Origin of the sequence: Bradyrhizobium ivorense, from assembly GCF_900696085.1 — a bacterium.
GTDB classification, from domain to species: Bacteria; Pseudomonadota; Alphaproteobacteria; order Rhizobiales; family Xanthobacteraceae; genus Bradyrhizobium; species Bradyrhizobium ivorense.
Window position 1 is genome coordinate 645,476 of record NZ_CAADFC020000016.1, and the last position, 20,363, is coordinate 665,838.

The window sequence follows — 20,363 nt, forward strand, 5'->3', positions numbered from 1 at the left end:
ACATTGTACTATCGAACAGATTTGAGGGCTTTGCCCGGGGGAATATGTCTGACCGCATCTGGTACCGCTATGGCACTGCCGCGGCAGCGGCCGCGCTCGTATTCGTGGCGCGCGCGGCATTGAATAACTACTTCGAAGACCGGACGTTCACGATCATCTACGTTCCCGCCGTGTTGTTCGCCGCCTTCGCCGGTGGCCGCGGTCCGGCGATCCTCACAACCCTGCTCTGCCTTGCCATCAGCGCCAACTTCCTCGGCAAAAGTCTGGTTACTGAACCTGCGAACCTGGTCGACATGGCGTGTTTTGCCATCCTCGGCCCGATCCTTGGCTTTATGGGCGACCGGTTGTTGAGGGAAAGCGATCAAGCGCGAAATCGACAAGCGCATCTACAATCGATCCTGGACACCGTTCCAGACGCCATGATCGTGATCGACGACCACGGCAATATTCGCTCCTTCAGCGCGGCCGCGGAGCGCCTGTTCGGCTGGAAAACGGACCAGGTCGTTGGAAAGAACGTCTCGAGCCTGATGCCGCAGCCGTATCGCGGCGAGCACGACCGGTATCTCAAGCGTTACCTTACGACTGGCGAACGACGCATCATCGGCGTCGGGCGGATCGTGGTCGGAGAGCGGAGCGACGGCTCTACCTTCCCGATGGAGCTCGCCGTCGGCGAGGCCAAGGTACGTGGTGAGCGGTTCTTCACCGGCTTCATCCGCGATCTTACCGAACGTCGGGCGCAAGAGCGGAGGCTCCAGGAACTGCAGTCCGAGCTGGTCCACGTATCGCGGTTGACCGCCATGGGCGAAATGGCGTCATCCATCGCTCATGAGATCAACCAACCGCTATCAGCGATTACAAACTACATGCGCGGCGCGGGCGCGCTGCTGGCGTCGGAGACACCTGACGTAAAGCGAATACGCGACGCGCTCGAGCGGGCCGCGCGGCAGGCGCTGCGGGCCGGTGACATCATCCAGCGCCTGCGCGAATTCGTTGCCAAGGGCGAAACACAGCACTCTCTGGAAAGCCCAGTCACGCTGCTTGAAGAGGCCGTCGCGCTCGCACTGCTCGGCGCCAAGGAGCAGGGAGTCCGGGTGACAATCCGCAGCGACCGGGACATTCCACCGATCCTGGTCGACAAGATCCAGATCCAGCAGGTGGTACTGAACCTGGTCCGGAATGCGATCGAGGCGATGGCCGCGAGTTCGCGCCGCGAATTAACGGTCGGGGTCACCAAGGCGGATGGCGTCGCAATATTCACCGTTGCGGATACTGGCCCCGGCATCAGCCCCGATATCGCCGACCGCTTGTTCCAGCCTTTCATCACAACCAAGGAGAACGGCATGGGCGTCGGACTTTCGATCTGCCGAACCATCGTCGAGTCCCATGGTGGGCGCATCGTCGCGCTGCCAAACACCGGCGGTGGTACGGCTTTCCAGTTTACCCTCCCGTTGGCGGAGGACGGAGAAGAAGAATGACTACGCGCCGCGCAATTCTTGTAATCGACGATGACGCCGCAATGCGGGATTCGCTCGCTTTCCTACTTGACGTTAACGGCTTTGCCGTCACGACGTATGAGACCGCAACCGATTTTCTCGATCATTTCGAGAGCGGCACGGTCGACTGTATCGTATCGGATATCCGCATGCCCGGCATGAGCGGCCTGGAGCTGGTCCGCAGGCTCAAGGCAGATGCATCAGCATGTCCTGTCATCCTAATGACTGGCCATGGTGACGTCGCACTTGCGGTTGAAGCGATGAAGGCCGGTGCGGTTGATTTCATCGAAAAACCCTTCGAGGACGAAGCGCTACTGCGTGCAATCAACGAAGCCCTGCAAACACAGTCGGCAGCGCCAACCGACGCTACGGCCAAACGCGAGGCGGAAGCTCGCCTGGTAGACCTTTCGCCGCGCGAGCGCGACGTTCTGCGGGGGCTCGTGGCAGGCAAGATCAACAAGGTAATCGCCCACGACCTAGGTATCAGCCCGCGCACGGTTGAGGTCTACCGAGCCAACCTGATGGCCAAGACCAATGTGCGCAGCATGTCGGAGCTGATGCGGATTGCGATCACTGCCGGGCTGTAGATCCCCTCGGAAAACGGCCGTCCGCCCCTGCTTAGATGGAACGAGCGATGTGCTGCTCTTCAGAGCCTGACGAACCTCGTCATCTTCCAATTTGTCCAGAAGCCAGCGACGATCTTTCTCGCATTTGACACTCGCGGTGTCCTTCGGTTGCAATTGTGACTGTTCGACAAGAGGCGATTTCGCTTGGTCGGTCACGTCAACGCTCAGCAGGGTAAGAGCACCCTGCCAACGTGCGCGATCCGTCACACAGACGTATTGCGTAAGGTCAATTCCCGGGTGAAAATAATTGGAACCACCTTGTGGGCTACCGGTAACGTCCCTCAATTTGAGCCAGCCGGGTTTTCGCTTTCGCGATGATCGCGTCTTGCGTTGTTTGGCGGCTTCGTCAAGCGGCGACGGCTTGGCGGTGGCAGGACGGTGACGATTTGGGTCCGCATCGGCGGGCATGTTCGAACTGACTCAAGCTGTTTCCGTCATATTGGTCGTCTAGTTTGGAACTTATTGATGGAGTTCGAGGTCATTTCCTGAACTTTTCTTTGGAGAGCGACATGCGACCGATGACTGCTCCAAACGAACCGGCAAGCGCCAACGATCTGAAATTGCTGGACCGTTACTGGCGCGCCGCCAACTATCTCTCCGTCGGCCAGATCTATTTGCTCGACAATCCTCTGCTCAGGGAACCGCTCAAGCCGGAACATATCAAGCCGCGGCTGCTCGGCCACTGGGGCACCACGCCCGGGCTCAACTTCATCTATGCCCACCTCAACCGCGTGATCTGCGCCTTCGATCTCAGCATTATCTATGTCTGCGGCCCCGGCCATGGCGGTCCAGGCATGGTCGCCAACACCTATCTCGAAGGCACCTACACCGGCATCTATCCGGAGGTGACCTGCGATGCTGATGGCCTGCGAAAGCTGTTCCGCCAGTTCTCCTTCCCCGGGGGCATTCCGAGTCATGCGGCGCCGGAAACGCCCGGTTCGATCCATGAGGGCGGCGAACTCGGCTATGCACTGGTCCATGCCTTTGGAGCCGCCTTTGACAATCCCGATCTGATCGTGGCCTGCGTGGTCGGTGACGGTGAAGCTGAAACGGGTCCGCTCGCCGCATCTTGGCATTCGAACAAGTTCCTCAATCCAAAGCACGACGGCGCGGTGCTTCCGATCCTGCATCTCAATGGCTACAAGATCGCAAATCCCGCCGTGCTCGCGCGAATGAGCGACAAGGAGATCCGCAGTCTTTTCGTCGGCTATGGTTACGAGCCGCTCTTTGTCGAAGGCGACGAGCCGGATTCGATGCATCGGATGATGGCGGACACCGTCGACCGCGCGCTTAGCGCCATCCGCTCCATCCAGCACGGCGCGCGCGAAGGATCCGCGGATTTCCAGCGGCCAAAATGGCCGATGATAGTGCTGCGAAGCCCGAAGGGCTGGACGGGACCGAAAGAAGTCGACGGGTTGAAAGTCGAGGCATTCTGGCGCGCGCATCAGGTGCCAATCGCCAATCCGCGCGGCAATCCCGAACATCTGCAACTGCTCGAACAGTGGATGAGGAGTTATGAGCCCGAAACGCTGTTCGATGCAAGTGGCCGGCTCGTGCCGGAATTGCGGGACCTTGCGCCCGCGGGCGACCGTCGGATGGGAGCCAATCCGCACGCCAATGGCGGCTTGCTGAAGCGGGAGCTGAAATTGCCGGATTTCCGCGCCTATGCGGTCGAGGTTGCCGATCCGGGCGGCGGCGTCGCCGAAGCCACACGCGAGCTCGGCAAGTTCCTGCGCGAGGTTATGAAGCTGAACGCCGATGCGCGCAATTTCCGTATCATGGGACCCGACGAAACCGCATCCAACCGGCTCGAGGCGGTCTTTGAGGCCACCGACCGCGTCTGGATGGAAGGGATCGAGCCCTATGACGTCCACCTCGCCCATGACGGCCGGGTGATGGAGGTGCTAAGCGAACATCTCTGCCAAGGCTGGCTTGAAGGCTACCTGCTCACCGGTCGCCACGGCTTCTTCTCCTGCTACGAGGCCTTTATCCACATTGTCGATTCGATGCTCAACCAGCACGCCAAATGGCTAAAGGTCTCGCGCGCGCTGACTTGGCGGCGCCCAATCGCGTCGCTGAACTATCTCCTCACCTCGCACGTCTGGCGGCAGGATCACAACGGCTTCAGCCACCAGGATCCCGGCTTCGTCGATCTCGTCACCAACAAGAAGGCCGATATCGTCCGCGTCTACTTCCCGCCCGATGCCAATACCCTGCTCTGGGTCGGCGATCATTGCCTGCGCACCTATGACCGCATCAATGTGATCGTCGCCGGCAAGCAGCCTGCTCCACAATGGCTCCCCATGCGTGAGGCGATCATCCATTGCGAGGCGGGCATCGGCATCTGGAAATGGGCCGGCACCGAAGCCCCCAACGCCGAGCCCGACGTGGTGATGGCCTGCGCCGGCGACGTTCCGACGCTGGAGACGCTCGCCGCCGTTGACCTGCTGCGCAGGGCGCTGCCGGCCCTGAGAATTCGCGTCGTCAACGTAGTTGACCTGATGACCCTGCAGCCGAAGGATCAGCATCCACACGGCTTGTCAGATCGGGACTTCGACAGCTTGTTCACCCGGGACAAGCCGGTGATCTTCGCCTATCACGGCTATCCCTATCTGATCCATCGCCTGACCTACAACCGCGCAAATCATGCGGGCATGCATGTGCGCGGCTTCGCCGAGGAAGGCACTACCACCACACCGTTTGACATGGTTGTGTTGAACGGCCTCGACCGCTTCCATCTTGCCATCGAGGCGATCGAGCGGGTGCCGGGGCTCGATATCGCGGCCGCCCACGTCAAGCAGCAGTTTCGCGACAGGCTCATCGAACACTCGCGCTACGTCCGCGAGCATGGCGAAGATATGCCGGAGATCCGCAACTGGGTCTGGCCCGCGGGTGGCACGACGGCGCGCGAGCCCGGGGACTGAGCGCGGGGCCGGCAGCCAACGCGAAAGAGGATCGCCGATGTCCAACAATGCTCTGGTATTCAATGCCGGCTCCTCGAGCGTCAAGTTCGGCCTGTTCGATATCGAGCAGGCCGAGCCGAAGATGAAATGCAAGGGCGTGCTCGACGAACAGGAGCGAGCACCCCGCGTCGTCGTCACCGATACCTCGGGCAAGGCGCTCTTGGAGAAGAGCCGTCCCGCCGGCGAAACCAACGGCGACAGCCTGCTGGCCGAAATCTTTGCTTGGATCGACGGCTACCTCGGGTCCGGCAAGATCGCTGCCGTTGGCCATCGTATCGTTCATGGCGGGCGCGAATTCTCGGGTCCCACCGTGCTCAACGAACAAGTTCTTGCCTCGCTTGATGCGCTGACGCCGCTGGCGCCGCTGCATCAGCCGCGCTGCCTTGCGGCAGTCCGGGCCGTGCAGTCCCTGCAGCCGGGGCTGACGCAGATCGCTTGCTTCGATACGGCCTTTCATCATGACTTGACGCCGCCCGCGAGCCGCTTCGCCATTCCCCGACGCTTCGAAGAGCAAGGTATTCGTCGCTACGGATTTCACGGGCTCTCCTTTGAGTATGTTGCAGACCGCCTTGCCACGCTCGCACCGATGCAGACGCGTACGGTGATCGCGCATCTCGGCAACGGCGCGAGCCTCTGTGCTTTGCACAAAGGCAAGAGCGTCGACACCACGATGGGATTTACCCCGCTCGACGGTCTCGTGATGGGTACACGCTGCGGAGAGATCGATCCCGGTGTACTGCTCTATCTGTTGCAGGAACAGAAAATGTCGGTCGACGAAGTCCAGCATCTGCTGTACGAGCGATCTGGCCTGCTCGGCGTCTCTGGGATATCAGCCGATATGCGCGCTCTTCTGACGAGCCACGACGCCGCGGCTCGCGAAGCCATTGATCTCTTTACCTTTCGCGTCGCCGCCGAAGTCGCCGTGATGGTGAATACGCTCGCCGGCCTTGATGGCCTGATATTTACCGGCGGCATCGGCCAGCATGCAGCCGAGATAAGGCAGCAAATCTGCGATCGCCTCACCTGGCTCGGGGTCCGCCTCGATGCAGAAGCAAATGCAAGGGGAGAACAGCGCATCGCAGCGGACGGCAGCGCGGTGGACGTGCTGGTCGTTCCGACCAGCGAGGAGATCACCATCGCGCGGCACTGCCGCAGGTTATTAGGCGCCGATTCATAGCTCCGCACGACGTCCGGTCGCCCACGCGGCGGCAAACCGCGTTGCAGCCGTCAGGAATCCTATACGTACACACTGGCAACAAGGCAGACACTAGGCAACCGCCCCGATTTGATCCGGCTGCAGCTCGCGCGGCTCATGCGGCCGCAGATCCGGCCAAGCTTTGCTCAAGCGCCACGAGCAACTGCAGCCGGCCCACGATGCCAACAACCCGGGCGTCACGAAGCACCAGCACCTGAGAGATCTGACGACTGTCCATTTTGCCAACGATCTCGTCTACGGTTGCACGCTCTTCGACCCAGACAGGCTTACGGCTCATAACAGCATCAACGCGGAGGGCTCGTGTCCGCTCGCGAACGAGCTTTCCTTCCTCGCTACCGAGCAACCATTCGGGCCAACAACCTTCAGGGCAACGCACACCGAGTTCTCGACGGTGAAGGAAGTCACCCTCTGAGATCACACCGACCAGAGATCCCGTTCCGTCGAGTACCGGCAAACTTCGCTGGCCGGTTTCCAGCAATAGCCGCACAGCATCAAGCAACTGTGCGTCTGGCTTGATCGTTGCAAACGAAGTGCGCATTACGTTCATCGCAAGCATGGCTACCTCCGTTGTACTTGGCGATTGAGCTCGTTGCTTTGCAGTAACCGTCTATCAAGGTCTCGCTCGCTCATGACGATGACGACGTCCATGTCACGAGCTTGCGAGCGAGCGCGCCAAAGGCCATGTCGAAGGCCACGGCGGCGCTAGAGGGAGTAAGAGTATCGATGGCCCGCGCCTCCTCGAACAGTTGCGCTGCCTTGAGGCGACCGTCCGGATTCACTATCTTCGCTGCTAGTATGATAATCGCCTGCGGCCGAGGCCCCAGCGTAATCTCGAAACGACGCAGATCGATCAGAAGGCGCGATGCACCCTCGACAACATTGTCGGCGCGCAGCGGTGCATGTGCGATGTCAAAGTTCTCGAAGCTCTGCAGCAGCCGTGCCTGCACCAACGCCGGCAAACTATCGCTCCACTGCGCTCCGTCGAATCTCTGCGTTTCCTCGTCTGGCGTGAACAGAAAACGCTGTGTCTGTAGTCGCGCGATCGCGGTCGGCTCCGCTATGACCCACGGTGCAGGCAAAACCGCATGCGGCAGTGACCCGAAGCTGTCCACCGCGTGAAGGTCGTAGACCACCTTGCGCGTCGCCGAAGTGCCGCTGGCGGTCATACGCTCGAGGCCGGCGATGATGCCGTCAAGCTTTGGCGTATTGCGCGCTAGCCCTTCAGCGAACGTGCTGAGATTGTTGATCGTGCTGTGCAGCGGCACGGCATTCTCCGACAGGACGGCATCCACCCGGCGTAGCGCGTCGCGGGCAGCCTGCGTCATGCTCCGACCGGCCCCCTTTTCGGCCACCAGCGGTTCGCGCGCCGACGGCGCCACGGGATCATCACCGCCTTCCAGCGCGATCACCGGAACGCCGGTCAACCCTTGGAAATCGAGGCCGACACGCGTATCGCTGTGCACCGGCGTGCGCTCGGCGACTGCGATCTTGACGCGGACCTCGCGCTGGCGTTCCGGAACCAACTCAAGAGCGGTGACCTCGCCGACGCGGATACCGTTGAAGAGAACACCCGCCCCGACGAGGAGACCAGGGACGGGATCGGTAAAGACGACCTGATATGTCTCCCGCTTTCCGATTCCACCGACGTTGTTCAGCCAATAGATGAAGCCGAACACGGCGACGATTGCCGACAATACGAATGCACCAACGACAATGTAGGGCCCGCGAATTTCCATGTGCGTCTCTCTTTGCCTAATTGCCGAGGCCCAGCTTCTGCGCCCTGGCTCCGTGAAAGTAGGCCTGAACCCAGGGGTGATCGGACTTGAGCACCGACGACAGGCGCCCGATTGCTGCGATCCTGCCATCTGCAAGCGCCGCGACGCGGTCGCAGATTGCCTGCAGGCTGTTCAAGTCGTGCGTCACCATGAACACGGTAAAGCGCAATGTCCGGTGCAGCGTCCGAATCAACGTATCGAACTCGCCCGCTGCGATGGGATCAAGGCCTGACGTTGGCTCATCGAGGAACAGAAGCGAAGGATCAAGCGCCAGAGCCCGCGCGAGCGCGACACGCTTGGTCATGCCACCCGAGAGTTCGGACGGAAACTTGTCCCCGTCTTCGCGCGTCAGGCCGACCATCTCGAGCTTAGCGTTCGCAATTTCGTCCAACAGCCCTGGCGAAAGCCGCGCCCGCTCACGCAGTGGAAACTGAATGTTCTGGGGAGCCGTCAACGCCGAGAATAGCGCTCCTTGCTGGAACAGGACGCCCCAGCGGCGCTCGTCATCGCTGTTGTCCGCAAAATCGATCTGACCGCTCCGTTTGGGCAGCAGGCCAACCAGTGTCCGCATCAGTACCGATTTTCCGCCTCCGGACGCTCCCACGAGACCGAGAATTTCCCCGTCGCTCACGTCGAGGTCGAGATGATCGAGGATGATCTTCTTGCCGAAGCCGACCACGAGATCGCGGATATGAATGGCTGGAGTTTCGGTCATGGCTACAACCCGATCGACGCGAAGAATACCGCAAACAGCCCGTCAAGCACGATCACCAGGAAGATGGATTTCACGACTGACGCAGTCGTCTGCTGTCCCAGCGACTCAGCGCTGCCCTTGACGCTCAGTCCCTCGACGGCCGCAACAAGTCCGATCACCAGGGCCATGAACGGTGCCTTGATGATGCCGACCTCAAAATGCGTGACGGAAACCGCGTCATGGAGGCGCGCAATGAAAATCGCGGGGCTCATACCGCCATAGAGCCACGCGATAAGCCCCCCGCCATAGAGCGCCGCGAGCGAGCCAAGAAAAGCAAGGATCGGCAACGCCACCACGAGCGCCAGGACTCGTGGCAGGATCAGCACCGCAACAGGATCGAGCCCCATGGTGCTGAGCGCATCGATTTCCTCACGCATCCTCATCGCACCGATCTCGGCGGTATAGGCACTGCCCGATCGCCCGGCCACCATGATCGCGACGATCAGCACGCCGATTTCGCGCAGCACGAGGATGCCGACCATGTCGACGACGTACGATTCCGCACCGAAGCGGCGGAAATGGAAGATGCCCTGCTGGGCGATGATCGCACCGATCAGGAACGTGATCAGTACCATGATGGGTACGGCTTGCCAGCCCACCCGGCCGAGCTGATAGACGGTCGACGTCAGTCGGAACGACGGCGGACGCCTGAGAATGCCGAGCAACGCGGTGCTGACGGCACCCAGCATATGCAGGAATGCCGCCGAATCGGACGCCAGACGCCTGCTGCCGCGGCCGAGCTGATCGAGCCTCTGCAGCAAGGGGTTGTCCGATCTGCGTTCGGCGGAGCCGCTGCGGTTCAGTCCTCGCACCTCCTCCAGCAGGTCGCCATATGGACCGTCGGCACCAGTGAGGGCTGCTCTGGTAGCGCCACCGCGGGCGAGTCTTTCAAGCAGCCAGGCTCCGACCGTGTCGAGAGCGGTAACGCTGCGCAGATCGATCGAGCGGATGTCGGTGCGCGCGGCGTGTGTGCACAATCGTTCCAGCGCCTCGACGTTGGCAACGTTCTAGGCCCCGCATGCGGTAAGCATGCGCGGATCGTCCGCGTTTGCTGTCAATGCCGGTGCGTTCAACAAGAGACCAACTCCGAAGTCGCAGATCCAGCATAAGAGACTGAAGGCAGCGGTGTTTGACCCAGAGCAATTCGCATCCTCAGACTTTCTTGACGCAAATCAACGACTTGGCGGGCCTCGAAGCTACAATTGCCATGTCTGGCCCGGCAGCACCGGGCGCATTGAGGGAGAGTTCGATGAATCGTGCCGCCTTCACGCCACTGCAAAACACTGCGTTGCCGCACTCATTCAGGCTGATCCGGCTCGGACGTGCGCGTGAACACGATCACCCCGAGGGCGCGCCGGCGATCGGCTACATCATCGTCGCTCCGCTGAATGCGGCGTCGCGAATCGATGTAGAGACCTGGAAAGCCCATCGTGACGCCTGCCGCGTCGTTCGCCAGCGGCCGGGCGAGGAGGATCAACTCGGTCACCTTGTTCATGGTCCGAACGACAGGTGGCGCTTCCACTATGACGTGGCAGGAGCGGCCGCCGATGAAACCGGATATCATTTCGGCAACGAGCGCTTCCGCCTTGGCGAGTACGTCTCCGTCCGCGAGGCGGACGGCGTGCATCCCTATCGTGTTGTCGCCGTCACGCCGCTTTGATCCCGCCTGGGCCGGATCAGGATTTCGGCCCCTACGGCATCCGCCACTGGAAGGGAGAGGTCGAGGACGACATTGACTATCCTGTGGTCGGTCGGCTCTGTGGCGGTGGTGAACCCGAGCTCGTGGCACATGCTCAGCATGGTCGTGTTCTCGGCTAGCACTTCACCGGACAGCCGTTTCAGCCCTTCCGACCTCGCATACTGGATCAAGAGCTGCATCAGCGCCCATCCAAGCCCTTTGCCCTTCAGGTCGGATTGCAGCAGGATCGCATACTCGGCATTCTCATAGAGCGAGTCCGAATGGAGCTGGACCGCTCCCACCATAGCGCCTGTACTCGGATCCAGCGCCGCGAAGGCCATTGCACGCGCGTAGTCGAGCTGAGTCAGCCGCGCAATGAACGCATGCGAAAAGTTCTTCATTGCCTGGAAGAAACGAAGCCTGAGATCCTCGGCGGACACCCGCCTGAAGAAGCTCTCGACCATCGGCTCATCTTCCGGCCGCAGCGGCCGTACCACGAGGCGCGAGCCGTCCCTCGAGGCAAGCTCGCCTTCCCATTGCGAAGGATAGGGCCGCACGGCGAGCCGCGTGTGACCGGCAAACAGCCGCGCCGGCTTGCGGATCGCCACGCGTGCATCGAGCGCCAGCACGCCGGTCTCGTCCGCCAGCAGCGGATTGATGTCGAGTTCGGCGACTTCCGGAATATCCGCTGCCATCTGCGCGAGCTTGACGAGGGTGAGCGGCACGGCCTCTTCCGGCACAGCGGACACGTCGCGGTAGCCAGCAAGCAACCGCGAAACCCGGGTTCGCCCAACCAGGTCGCGCGCCAGGTTCATGTCGAGCGGCGGCAACGCCAGTACCTTGTCGTTGATCACCTCGACCGCGGTGCCGCCGCGGCCGAACACGATCACCGGACCGAAGGTCGGATCGTCGGCAATGCCGAGGATCAGTTCAAGTGCCGCCCGTCGCACGATCATCGGCTGGATCGTCACGCCCTGCAGGGTCGCATCCGGCCGCGCGTTGCGTGCGCGCGACAACACTGTCCTCGCCGCCTCGGCGACACTTTCGCGAGTCCGTAGCCCTAGGATGACCCCGCCGACATCCGACTTGTGGCTGATGTCGCGCGAGAACAGCTTCACCGCCACCGCAAGCCCCTGGGTCAGGAACGGCGCAGCCTTGTCCGCGGCATCGTCGGCATCACAAGCGGTAACGGTTGGAACGATAGGAATATCGTAAGCCTTGAACAAGGTGACGATCTCGGTCGGGTCGAGCCAACCCCGTTTCTCGGACAGCGCCTTCGCAATCACGCGCCGCGCTGCTGCCACCTCCGGCGTGAATGTCGAGGCAACGCTGGGCGGAGTGGCGGCGAGTGCGATCGAGGCCTCGCGGTATCTCACCAGATACATGAAGGCGCGCACCGCATCGTCCTCGGTGGGGAAATGCGGCACGTGGGCTGCCTCAAAGGTCGCTGCAGTTCGCTCGTCCGCCCCGGTCCATGCCGCCAGCACCAGCGCGGCCACCTTACTCCTGGTCGCCCGGCGGTCACGAGCACATTGCGCCACCGCTTCGGCGATCGTCTCGGTCGGCGCCACCGCGGTCTCCACATTCATAACCAGGATCGCATCGCTATTCGCGTCATCGAGCAACGCGTCGAGCGCGGACACATAACGGGCGGCGTCAGCATCGCCGGAAATATCGACAGGGTTGGCGCGCGACCAGCCTCGCGGTAGCACCTGATCGAGCCGCTCGACCGTCTCCGCGGTCAAGTTCGCAGGAGCGCCGCCGAGTTCGGCGAGCCGGTCGATCGCGAGAATGCCGAGCCCACCGCCGTTGGTCAGAATTGCGAGGCGATTGCCGCGCGGGACGAATCCGCGGCCGAGCAGCTCCGCGCAATCGAACAGCTCACGCAGATCGTAGACGCGCAGCATGCCAGCACGACGGAACGCGGCGTCATACACGGCATCCGACCCGGCCAGCGCGCCGGTATGGGTTGCCGCGGCCTTGGCACCCTGCGCCATCCGCCCCGACTTGACGACGACCACCGGCTTCAGCCGTGCGGCGGCGCGCGCCGCCGACATGAATTTGCGCGCATCCTTGACGGCCTCAAGGTAGACCAGGATCGCATTGGTATGATTGTCGAGCGCGAAATAATCGAGTAGGTCGGCGACGTCGACATCGAGCTGGTCGCCGATCGACACGATGCCCGAAAAGCCGAGCCGCCGTTCCGCCGCCCACTCGATCATCGCTGCCGCAACCGCACCAGACTGCGAGATCAAGGCGACGTGTCCGAGGGACGGCTGATGCGCGGCAAAGCTCGCATTGAGCTTCGCGCGGGGCAACAGCATACCGATGCAGTTCGGCCCGACCAGACGCATACCGTGCGCGCGTGCAGTCCGCACGATGCTCTCGGCAAGCGAGCCTGCGCCGTGCCCGAGCCCCGCCGACAGGATCACCGCGCCGGCGATACCGATCGCGGCGGCGTCCGAGATGATTCCGGGGATCGCCGCCGCAGGCGCGGTAATCACGAGGAGATCCGGAACGAAGGGGAGCGACTTGAGATCCGGGTATGTGTCCTCGCTATCGATCGCGGTATAATTTGGATTGACAACGGCGAGACGACCGGCAAAGCCGCTCGCCTTGAGGTTCATGAGCACCGCCAAGCCAAGCGACGACGGACGTGAACTGCCGCCAACAAGCGCTACGGTCCGAGGCGAAAAAACCCGCTCTAGGCCAAACGTAGACATCTAACGGTCTCGCATGGAACAAGCGGAGGCGCCTGCCGCTTCGTGCAGCGCGCCAAGGCCCGCATGACATCCTCGCGAGCGATAATGCCGAGCAGGTGGCGATACTTGTCAACCACGGGCAGGCTTTTCAGGCGGTGTGCGACCATCAGCTGCAGAACGCGCTGCAGATTTGTGTCCGGTTCGACCGCAATCACGTCACAGGTCATGATCTCGTCGACCGTGGTTCCCATGCGGTCGTCATAATGCGGTAATATGTGATCCGTTGTAAAAGTGAACACCTTCAGGGCGTCAAGTTTCGTGACAAACCCGACGACGACATCGTCGCGCAGCACGGGATAGCCATCGTAGTCTTCTTTTGCGAACAAGCGGTACAGATCGCCCACGGTCATTTCGGGAGCGATGCTCCGCACCGAGCTCGTCATGTTGTTCGCGACAGTTTCCTGGAGAAATTCGTACATGGCTGATTCCTTCGGATGGGCAAAGCTTTATGGATGCGTCGCTGCCCGACCAGCGACGTGTCCCAAGGCTTGATCATCGGTGCCTTCTGGTCGAGTGCTATTGCGAGGCAAGCTAATCAGGAACGGCCGATCGGCGTTGACCAGGATCAAAACAGGACCAATGTCATGTGATCAAAGGAATGTCACAGACCCGAGCGAGCTCCACCATGCACGCCATGATCCTGCCCGCGCGCGGTGCGCGGCTGCAATATGTGGAACGGCCTGACCCGGTTCCCCGCCCGGGCGAGGTCCGCATCAGAATCGGCGCCTGTGGCGTTTGCCGCACCGACCTGCATGTCGTCGACGGAGAGCTGCCAAACATCGTCTATCCGATCGTTCCCGGCCACGAAGTGATTGGCCGCATCGACGCGGTTGGTGACGGTGTAAGCGGTGGGCAGCTCGGTACGCGCGTCGGCGTTCCCTGGCTCGGCTCGACCTGCGGGCGTTGTCCCTACTGCCAAGAGGGCAAGGAAAACCTCTGCGACGATCCGCTGTTCACCGGCTATACGCGCGACGGTGGCTTCGCGACCCACCTCGTTGCAGATGCGCGCTACTGCTTTCCGCTCGGTGAGGACGGCGCGGATGCCGAGCTGGCACCCCTGCTGTGCGCGGGCCTGATCGGCTGGCGTTCGCTGGTGATGGCCGGCGACGGCCACAAACTCGGTATTTACGGATTTGGCGCTGCGGGGCACATCGTCGCGCAGGTAGCGCGCTGGCAAGGGCGGGATGTGTACGCCTTCACGCGCACGGGCGACACAGAGGCACAACATCTGGCATTGTCACTCGGCGCATGCTGGGCCGGAGCCTCCGAGGACCGCCCGCCGGCGGACCTCGATGCAGCGATCATCTATGCGCCCGCCGGGCCCCTCGTTCCGCTTGCATTGCGTGCCCTGCGCAAGGGTGGTCGCGTGGTCTGCGCCGGCATTCATATGTCTGACATTCCGAGCTTTCCCTACAACATCCTCTGGGGTGAACGACAGATCGTCTCTGTCGCCAATCTCACTCGACAGGACGGCGTCGACTTTCTCAAGACGGCGGCGAAGGCCGAAATCCGCACGCACGTCACCGTCTTCCCCCTGGATCAGGCGAACGAAGCGCTCGCGCTCCTGCGCGGCGGCGAGCTTGTCGGCGCAGCCGTCTTAAAGCCATGATGACGCTGGCATCATCAACCGGCATGGCCACAGGCGAGGCGGACCAAGCCGCCGTATCGTCGTTCCTGGCAGAATCGAGTCCGTTGAACCTGCCCCTGCAACGGATCGACACCCATTGCTCGATCGTCTTTCTCGGGCCTTCGCGTGTCCTGAAGATCAAGCGCGCGGTCAAGCTCCCCTATCTCGACTTCTCGACGCTGGAGAAGCGACATCGCGCTTGCGAAGATGAGATTGCCATCAACCGGCGCCACGCTCCCTCAATCTATCGCGGGGTGGTGCCGATCACGCGCGGGCGCAACGGTCTCGCGGTCGGAGGAACCGGGCCAGTTGTCGAATGGGCGGTCGAAATGGCCCGGTTCGACGAACGCAAGACGCTCGATCACCTCGCCGAGCACGGCGCATTCGGGCCGGAGCTTGGTGAGAACCTGGCCGCCGTCCTGCTCAAATCCCATCGGACCGCAACCGGCAGCGATGGATCGCACTGGCTAGCGTCGCTCCCCGCCATCATCGATCGCAATACCGAGCAATTTCGCGCCGAGACAGATCTGCCGCGCAATTATATCGAAAAGCTGCACGAATTGAGCCATCGGTCGCTTTCACGTAACCTTGATCTCCTGCGCCTCCGCACGGCGGGACAGGTACGGCACTGTCACGGCGACGCGCATCTCGGCAACATCGTCCTGCTCGACGGCGAACCGGTGCTATTCGATGCAATTGAGTTTGATCCCAATATCGCCACAACTGACGTCATCTACGACCTCGCATTTCCTATGATGGATCTGCTTTACTTTTGGCAAACAGCTGCGGCTAACAAACTATTCAACAGTTACATGCAACCGGCGTGGGACACACAGTCGAACGCATTGCCCTTGTTGCCACTATTTCTATCGATGCGCGCCGCGATCCGGGCCAACGTGCTGTTCACCAAACGGCAGCAGCACCAGAACGACGAAGCAACCGCTGCCCGTGCGACGCGATATTTCGAGCTCGCAGTCCGGCTGATTGAGCCGGAGTCCCCGCACCTTCTCGCAATTGGCGGAAAATCCGGCACAGGCAAGAGCGTCCTGGCGCGTGACATGGCGCATCTGCTCGCGCCCCCACCGGGCGCCCTGGTCTTGCGATCGGACGTCATTCGCAAGCAACTCTATCATGTGGGCGAGCACGCGACGTTACCGCCCGAGACCTATACAGCCGAAGCCTCCGACCGCGTCTATCACGCCATGCTTGATCGAGCCAGACATGCATTGACTCAGGGGATTTCCGTCATCCTCGACGCCGCATTCCTGAAGCGGGCGGAGCGCGATGCGGCAAAAGCGGCTGCCCGCGACGCCACGGTAGAGTTCCATGGAATCTTCTTAACTGCCGATCGTGCGGCACGGCTGCATCGCGTTGCCGCGCGGCGGCACGACGCCTCGGATGCCACCACAGACGTAGTCCTCTTCCAGGACAGCATCGATACCGGCAATATGGATTGGAAAGTCGTGGACGCATCCAACTCGCCTGCGATGACACTCCAACGCAGCTCACTCCATCTGTACGAAGGCTCCGCACAGACAAAGGGAACATCCCTTAAGGGATAATGCGGAATTTGTGTGCCGGCCGAAGCCTGTCAGCATCCTCCTGCGAAACAGGAGGATGCTATGAAACGCGCAATGGCCATGCTTTTTTGCGGAAGCGCCGTCACAACGGCTGCGCTTGTTCTGTTCTACAACTGGTTCTTTCCCGACATCTTGCCGCTCGCCTCCACCGAGCCGCAAGTGATCTGGCGATTTGAGGCGGCCTTCATCGTAACCGCGATTACCTGGATCACCGCGGCTGTGGCAGCGGTATCCGGGCTGTCATTGCTGCTGATGGCCTTTACCAACTCGAAGCCCACATTCGAGGGACGCTAGAACGCAGACTGACGGGTAAAAGCCGTCAACTCGTCCATCCTTCCCTTAAGGCCCGTCATGCGTCGAAAGTCGGTCCTTTGGGGCCGGCCTTCGACCTTTATCGCGTATCGAGCCCCGCGGTATTCCTCGGCGCCTGTAACCCAGCGTCGCTGCTCTGACTCGCCCCGTCGGCTTCACTCGGCCCAATTTGATCTGCGGCTTTCATGTCTTCCGCCACAGGCTCCAGAAGCTACCGCCGAGCAGAAGCGCGGTGACGAGCAGGATAGCCACAAATGTTTGAATGATGTCAAAGTTGAGGGAATCCCGCGCAACGAATAGCGCGGTGATCGATCCGACAAGAACGAAGAGGATTCGAAGGATGATGCTCATAGCTCTCTCCTAGAGGCCCAGCGTCGCTTGACGCGCCCCGGGGGCATGGATGCCTAGCCGGATCGTTGATCCTGCTATGCGGCGTTTACTGTACGGACCCGCACCGATGGAGGAGTTGCTGCAGATCAAGCTGCCTGAACACCGTAACGGCGGGTCAATGCTGGAGAACGTACTGCCCGGGCGCATCGTCGATCGGCGGCCCGCCGTCGGGCGCATGAAGCGACGACCGCGCCGGCACCCAAGCATCCGAATGCGCCGTGAGGAAGCGAACCCACTCCAGCCACCAGGATCCCTCGCGACGCGCCGCTTTCTGCAGCCACTCGTCGGGGCCCACATAGTGTTGGCCTGCCTTCGTCTCCAGCAGTTGATAGGTGTGTCCCTCCTCTGACGGTGGAGCGACAATGCCGGCGTTGTGACCGCCGCTCGCCAGCACGAAAGCGATATCGGCATCGGCGAGCAAATGGACCTTGTGGACCGACCGCCACGGCGCGACATGATCACGCAATGTGCCGACTACGAACATCGAGGCACGGAGGTCGGAAAGCGCCACCGGCTGCCCGTCCGCCAAATAACGGCCCTCGGCAAGGTCGTTATCGAGAAACAGCTTGCGCAGATAGTCCGAATGCATCCGGTACGGCATGCGAGTGGCGTCAGCATTCCATGACATCAGGTCGCTCGGTGCGGCGCGCTCACCGATGAGGTAGTCGCGCACCAGGCGCGACCAGATCATGTCATTCGAGCGAAGCAGCTGGAACGCACCGGCCATCTGTACCGTTTCAAGCACACCGCTCTGCCACATCATGTCCTCGAGGAAAGCCACCTGACTCTCGTTGATGAAGAGCGTCAGCTCGCCCGCCTCGGTGAAATCGACCTGGGCGGCCAAGAGCGTCACCGACCGGAGGCTGCCAGGCCGCTCCTTTTGCAGCCGCGCGGCCGCAATCGCGAGCAGTGTCCCGCCGAGACAATAGCCCGCCGCATGGATCGCGCGTCCTGGAACGAGCTGATTGATCACGTCGACAGCGGCATCGACCCCCAGCATGCGATAGTGATCGAGGCCAAGATCACGATCGGCCGCGCCGGGATTGCGCCACGAGATCATGAACACCGTAAAGCCGCGCTCGACCAGGAAACGCACCAGCGAGTTCCGCGGCGAGAGATCGAGAATGTAATACTTCATGATCCATGCCGGCACGATAAGCACCGGGTCGGGGCAGACGTCTGCCGTCTGGGGCGCGTATTGGATGAGCTCAATCAGCTCGTTCCGGTAAACGACCTTGCCTTTGGAGACGGCAACGTCCCTGCCCACCGCAAACGTGGTCGGTCCGGACGGCTTGGTGCTCAACAGATTCCTGCAGTCTTCCACCCAGTTGTGCCAGCCCGACAGGAAATTGCCGCCGCCCGACGCCATCGCCCGGCGCACCACCTCCGGGTTGCTGAACCCAAAGTTCGATGGCGCCACTGTATCAAGGCACTGGCGGATAACGAAATCCACAATTTCTGTATTTCCCTTCGAAACGCCGTGCAGGCCGCTGGTCGCCGAATGCCACCACTGCTCGCCGAGCAGGAATGTTTGCGCCATAATATTGAATGGCGGTAACGTCCAGTCACGGCCGGAAAACCGGCTGTCACCCGGTCGAGGCTTGACCATAAACCAGGGCTGCCAGGCCGCATGCGGCGTCGACACCATTCGTGCGAAGCGCGCGCCGTCACCAAGAGCGTTCAGTGCAAGCTCAACCCATTTGCCGGGTGACGCCGCCAGATGCAGCTGCCAATCGGCAAAGGCGAGCGCGAGGCTCGCCGGTGAGAGCCCACCGGTCAACCGCGCTATCGCCGCGCGGATCAATCGATCGGCGGATTCGCCCGCCGACGCGCCGCTCTCAGGCACCGAGACGGGCCCTTCAGGGACCGCGTCATCATTGGCGGGAAATTTCATATGATCGGAAATCGCCCGGTTCGTCATCGCCTACCTCCTTCGGCCCAAGCCGAACGAAACACATGCCGCGTCATCGCTCGATTTGAATGCTCGTTACCAAGCGAAATGTCGCATCATCGATCGAGATGAAAGCGCTTTCGGCCCAGCGCAATGATTTCCCGATCGGTCGGGTGATCACTGGATTCGACATGAAGATTGAGCTCCGGCCGAACGACCTTCAGATATTGCATCAGTTCGGTCTTCTCCGTGCCCGGGCCGATGATCAGCAGGTCGGTGCAGTTGCCCAGCGCCTCACTGATCCTTGCGAGGAATGTCGCGTCGTCGTGAACCCGGCCGGAACCGATCGCGTTTGCCTTGTGATGAAGATGGTGGGACGACAATTGCGCGCGCACGGCCGCGGCGCTGACGCCAGTCAACCCGATCGAGAATATCTTGGCGATGAAGTGGTCGATCCAGACAACTGCATGCGAGTGAGGAACTGTCGCCTCCATCATACTTCGGCTCCCTCTCGTCAGCACATGTGCTGGCCGCCGTTGATCGAAAGTGTCGATCCTGTAATGAAACCCGCTTCCTCGGCGGCCAAAAATACTACCGCACGGGCGATGTCTTCCGGTTGCCCTAGCCGCCCGACCGGAATTTGCGGCAGGATGGCCTTCTCCATGACGTCGGGGGACACCGCCGCCAGCATCTCCGTGCTGGTGTAGCCCGGACAGATCGCGTTGACCGTGATCCCAAACCTCGCGCTTTCGAGCGCGAGCGCTCGCGTGAAGCCAAGCTCGGCGGCCTTCGCTGCGGCATAGTTCGTCTGGCCGACCTGACCCTTCTGCCCGTTGATGGAGGAGATATTGATAATCCGACCAAATCGTCGCGCCCGCATGCCCTCGATCAGAGGCCGGCACATATTGAACAGCGAATCGAGATTGGTGCGAACCACGGCATCCCATTGCTCCTTGTTCATTCGGTGCAGCATGCTGTCCCGAACAATCCCGGCATTGTTGACCAGGATATCGATCGGCCCCAGCACCGCTTCAACCTGGCCAATCCCTGCTGCGCACGCCTCGTGCCGGCTGACGTCCCATTGAAACACGGGAATGCCGGTTCGATCGCGAAAGGCGTCGGCGGCGTCTATGTTGCCGGCGTAATTCGCTGCGACCCTGTATCCCGCTTCCTCCAGAGCACACGCTATTGAAGCGCCGATTCCGCGGGTCCCGCCAGTCACCAATGCAACGCGTGGCATCCTGATGTCCTCATCATTGAACCAGGTGAAGCATTCCTCGAAATGCGCAAGCACCG

General features: G+C 61.6%; 18 protein-coding genes. 8 read left to right on the top strand and 10 right to left on the bottom strand.

Annotated elements, in window-relative coordinates; genetic code table 11:
* The first annotated feature begins 44 nt into the window (after window positions 1–44).
* The 4 genes from CI41S_RS22930 (at window position 45) to CI41S_RS22945 (ending at window position 6,259) form a co-directional block, all read left to right on the top strand.
* Window positions 45–1,475 carry a PAS domain S-box protein gene (locus CI41S_RS22930; protein WP_139861689.1) on the top strand — a complete coding sequence of 477 codons (1,431 nt, stop codon included), beginning with the start codon at window positions 45–47 and terminating at the stop codon, window positions 1,473–1,475.
* The gene (gene fixJ / locus CI41S_RS22935; protein WP_139861690.1) at window positions 1,472–2,080 is read left to right on the top strand and encodes a response regulator FixJ; all 609 of its coding nucleotides are present in this window, start codon (window positions 1,472–1,474) and stop codon (window positions 2,078–2,080) included. Before CI41S_RS22930 ends, fixJ begins: the two co-directional genes overlap by 4 nt.
* A gap of 557 nt (window positions 2,081–2,637) precedes the next feature.
* Window positions 2,638–5,043 (top strand): phosphoketolase family protein, encoded by a 2,406-nt coding sequence (locus CI41S_RS22940; RefSeq protein ID WP_139862126.1) that lies wholly within the window; start codon window positions 2,638–2,640, stop codon window positions 5,041–5,043.
* A gap of 37 nt (window positions 5,044–5,080) precedes the next feature.
* Complete coding sequence (locus CI41S_RS22945) at window positions 5,081–6,259, top strand: acetate/propionate family kinase (RefSeq protein WP_139861691.1); 1,179 nt, start codon at window positions 5,081–5,083, stop codon at window positions 6,257–6,259.
* A 133-nt stretch (window positions 6,260–6,392) separates the two neighbouring features.
* Here the strand turns inward: CI41S_RS22945 and CI41S_RS22950 are convergent, their stop codons facing one another.
* The 4 genes from CI41S_RS22950 to CI41S_RS22965 all read right to left on the bottom strand — a co-directional run bounded on the left by CI41S_RS22950 (window position 6,393) and on the right by CI41S_RS22965 (window position 9,804).
* A complete protein-coding gene (locus tag CI41S_RS22950) occupies window positions 6,393–6,854 on the bottom strand; it encodes a CBS domain-containing protein (protein WP_139861692.1) in 462 nt (153 codons plus the stop codon).
* A 70-nt stretch (window positions 6,855–6,924) separates the two neighbouring features.
* Window positions 6,925–8,034 (bottom strand): ABC-type transport auxiliary lipoprotein family protein, encoded by a 1,110-nt coding sequence (locus CI41S_RS22955; protein WP_139861693.1) that lies wholly within the window; start codon window positions 8,032–8,034, stop codon window positions 6,925–6,927.
* 16 nt (window positions 8,035–8,050) lie between these two features.
* A complete protein-coding gene (locus tag CI41S_RS22960; protein ID WP_139861694.1) occupies window positions 8,051–8,788 on the bottom strand; it encodes an ABC transporter ATP-binding protein in 738 nt (245 codons plus the stop codon).
* Window positions 8,789–8,790: 2 nt separating this feature from the next.
* Window positions 8,791–9,804, bottom strand: a complete 1,014-nt coding sequence (locus CI41S_RS22965; RefSeq protein ID WP_244626643.1) for an MlaE family ABC transporter permease — start codon at window positions 9,802–9,804, stop codon at window positions 8,791–8,793.
* Between the two features lie 272 nt (window positions 9,805–10,076).
* Between CI41S_RS22965 and CI41S_RS22970 the strand changes: the two genes are divergently transcribed.
* The gene (locus CI41S_RS22970) at window positions 10,077–10,487 is read left to right on the top strand and encodes a hypothetical protein (RefSeq protein WP_139861695.1); all 411 of its coding nucleotides are present in this window, start codon (window positions 10,077–10,079) and stop codon (window positions 10,485–10,487) included.
* Here the strand turns inward: CI41S_RS22970 and CI41S_RS22975 are convergent.
* A complete protein-coding gene (locus tag CI41S_RS22975) occupies window positions 10,457–13,228 on the bottom strand; it encodes a bifunctional acetate--CoA ligase family protein/GNAT family N-acetyltransferase (RefSeq protein ID WP_139861696.1) in 2,772 nt (923 codons plus the stop codon). The two genes, CI41S_RS22970 and CI41S_RS22975, sit on opposite strands and share 31 nt — an antisense overlap.
* Window positions 13,210–13,686, bottom strand: coding sequence for a CBS domain-containing protein (locus tag CI41S_RS22980; protein WP_139861697.1), 477 nt, complete (start codon window positions 13,684–13,686; stop codon window positions 13,210–13,212). The genes CI41S_RS22975 and CI41S_RS22980 overlap by 19 nt, the downstream gene beginning before the upstream one ends.
* A gap of 206 nt (window positions 13,687–13,892) precedes the next feature.
* On the opposite strand from CI41S_RS22980, the gene CI41S_RS22985 reads away from it, so the two are divergent.
* The 3 genes from CI41S_RS22985 to CI41S_RS22995 are packed head-to-tail and all read left to right on the top strand — an operon-like array spanning window position 13,893 to window position 16,768.
* Window positions 13,893–14,876 (top strand): zinc-dependent alcohol dehydrogenase family protein, encoded by a 984-nt coding sequence (locus CI41S_RS22985; protein WP_139861698.1) that lies wholly within the window; start codon window positions 13,893–13,895, stop codon window positions 14,874–14,876.
* The gene (locus CI41S_RS22990; protein WP_244626644.1) at window positions 14,876–16,456 is read left to right on the top strand and encodes a bifunctional aminoglycoside phosphotransferase/ATP-binding protein; all 1,581 of its coding nucleotides are present in this window, start codon (window positions 14,876–14,878) and stop codon (window positions 16,454–16,456) included. The genes CI41S_RS22985 and CI41S_RS22990 overlap by 1 nt, the downstream gene beginning before the upstream one ends.
* A 60-nt stretch (window positions 16,457–16,516) precedes the next feature.
* Window positions 16,517–16,768, top strand: coding sequence for a hypothetical protein (locus tag CI41S_RS22995; RefSeq protein WP_139861700.1), 252 nt, complete (start codon window positions 16,517–16,519; stop codon window positions 16,766–16,768).
* A gap of 201 nt (window positions 16,769–16,969) precedes the next feature.
* Here the strand turns inward: CI41S_RS22995 and CI41S_RS43620 are convergent, their stop codons facing one another.
* From CI41S_RS43620 to phbB, 4 genes are all read right to left on the bottom strand, one after another.
* Window positions 16,970–17,137, bottom strand: a complete 168-nt coding sequence (locus CI41S_RS43620) for a hypothetical protein (RefSeq protein ID WP_172628146.1) — start codon at window positions 17,135–17,137, stop codon at window positions 16,970–16,972.
* Window positions 17,138–17,291: 154 nt separating this feature from the next.
* A complete protein-coding gene (locus tag CI41S_RS23000) occupies window positions 17,292–19,097 on the bottom strand; it encodes a PHA/PHB synthase family protein (RefSeq protein ID WP_244626645.1) in 1,806 nt (601 codons plus the stop codon).
* Window positions 19,098–19,183: 86 nt separating this feature from the next.
* Complete coding sequence (locus CI41S_RS23005; RefSeq protein WP_139861701.1) at window positions 19,184–19,564, bottom strand: hypothetical protein; 381 nt, start codon at window positions 19,562–19,564, stop codon at window positions 19,184–19,186.
* 17 nt (window positions 19,565–19,581) lie between these two features.
* Entirely contained in the window at window positions 19,582–20,307 is a 726-nt protein-coding gene (gene phbB / locus CI41S_RS23010; protein WP_139862128.1) for an acetoacetyl-CoA reductase, read from the bottom strand.
* Window positions 20,308–20,363: the final 56 nt, after the last annotated feature.

Coding starts and splice junctions, on each gene's coding strand:
- CI41S_RS22940 (WP_139862126.1), top strand. CDS start 2,638: ATGACTGCTCCAAACGAACCGGCAAGCGCCAACGATCTGAAATTGCTG.
- CI41S_RS22930 (WP_139861689.1), top strand. CDS start 45: ATGTCTGACCGCATCTGGTACCGCTATGGCACTGCCGCGGCAGCGGCC.
- CI41S_RS22960 (WP_139861694.1), bottom strand. CDS start 8,788: ATGACCGAAACTCCAGCCATTCATATCCGCGATCTCGTGGTCGGCTTC.
- CI41S_RS22945 (WP_139861691.1), top strand. CDS start 5,081: ATGTCCAACAATGCTCTGGTATTCAATGCCGGCTCCTCGAGCGTCAAG.
- CI41S_RS22980 (WP_139861697.1), bottom strand. CDS start 13,686: ATGTACGAATTTCTCCAGGAAACTGTCGCGAACAACATGACGAGCTCG.
- CI41S_RS23000 (WP_244626645.1), bottom strand. CDS start 19,097: ATGACGAACCGGGCGATTTCCGATCATATGAAATTTCCCGCCAATGAT.
- CI41S_RS22990 (WP_244626644.1), top strand. CDS start 14,876: ATGACGCTGGCATCATCAACCGGCATGGCCACAGGCGAGGCGGACCAA.
- CI41S_RS22950 (WP_139861692.1), bottom strand. CDS start 6,854: ATGCTTGCGATGAACGTAATGCGCACTTCGTTTGCAACGATCAAGCCA.
- CI41S_RS22995 (WP_139861700.1), top strand. CDS start 16,517: ATGAAACGCGCAATGGCCATGCTTTTTTGCGGAAGCGCCGTCACAACG.
- CI41S_RS22985 (WP_139861698.1), top strand. CDS start 13,893: ATGCACGCCATGATCCTGCCCGCGCGCGGTGCGCGGCTGCAATATGTG.
- CI41S_RS23005 (WP_139861701.1), bottom strand. CDS start 19,564: ATGATGGAGGCGACAGTTCCTCACTCGCATGCAGTTGTCTGGATCGAC.
- CI41S_RS22975 (WP_139861696.1), bottom strand. CDS start 13,228: ATGTCTACGTTTGGCCTAGAGCGGGTTTTTTCGCCTCGGACCGTAGCG.
- CI41S_RS22970 (WP_139861695.1), top strand. CDS start 10,077: ATGAATCGTGCCGCCTTCACGCCACTGCAAAACACTGCGTTGCCGCAC.
- CI41S_RS43620 (WP_172628146.1), bottom strand. CDS start 17,137: ATGAGCATCATCCTTCGAATCCTCTTCGTTCTTGTCGGATCGATCACC.
- CI41S_RS22955 (WP_139861693.1), bottom strand. CDS start 8,034: ATGGAAATTCGCGGGCCCTACATTGTCGTTGGTGCATTCGTATTGTCG.
- phbB (WP_139862128.1), bottom strand. CDS start 20,307: ATGCCACGCGTTGCATTGGTGACTGGCGGGACCCGCGGAATCGGCGCT.
- fixJ (WP_139861690.1), top strand. CDS start 1,472: ATGACTACGCGCCGCGCAATTCTTGTAATCGACGATGACGCCGCAATG.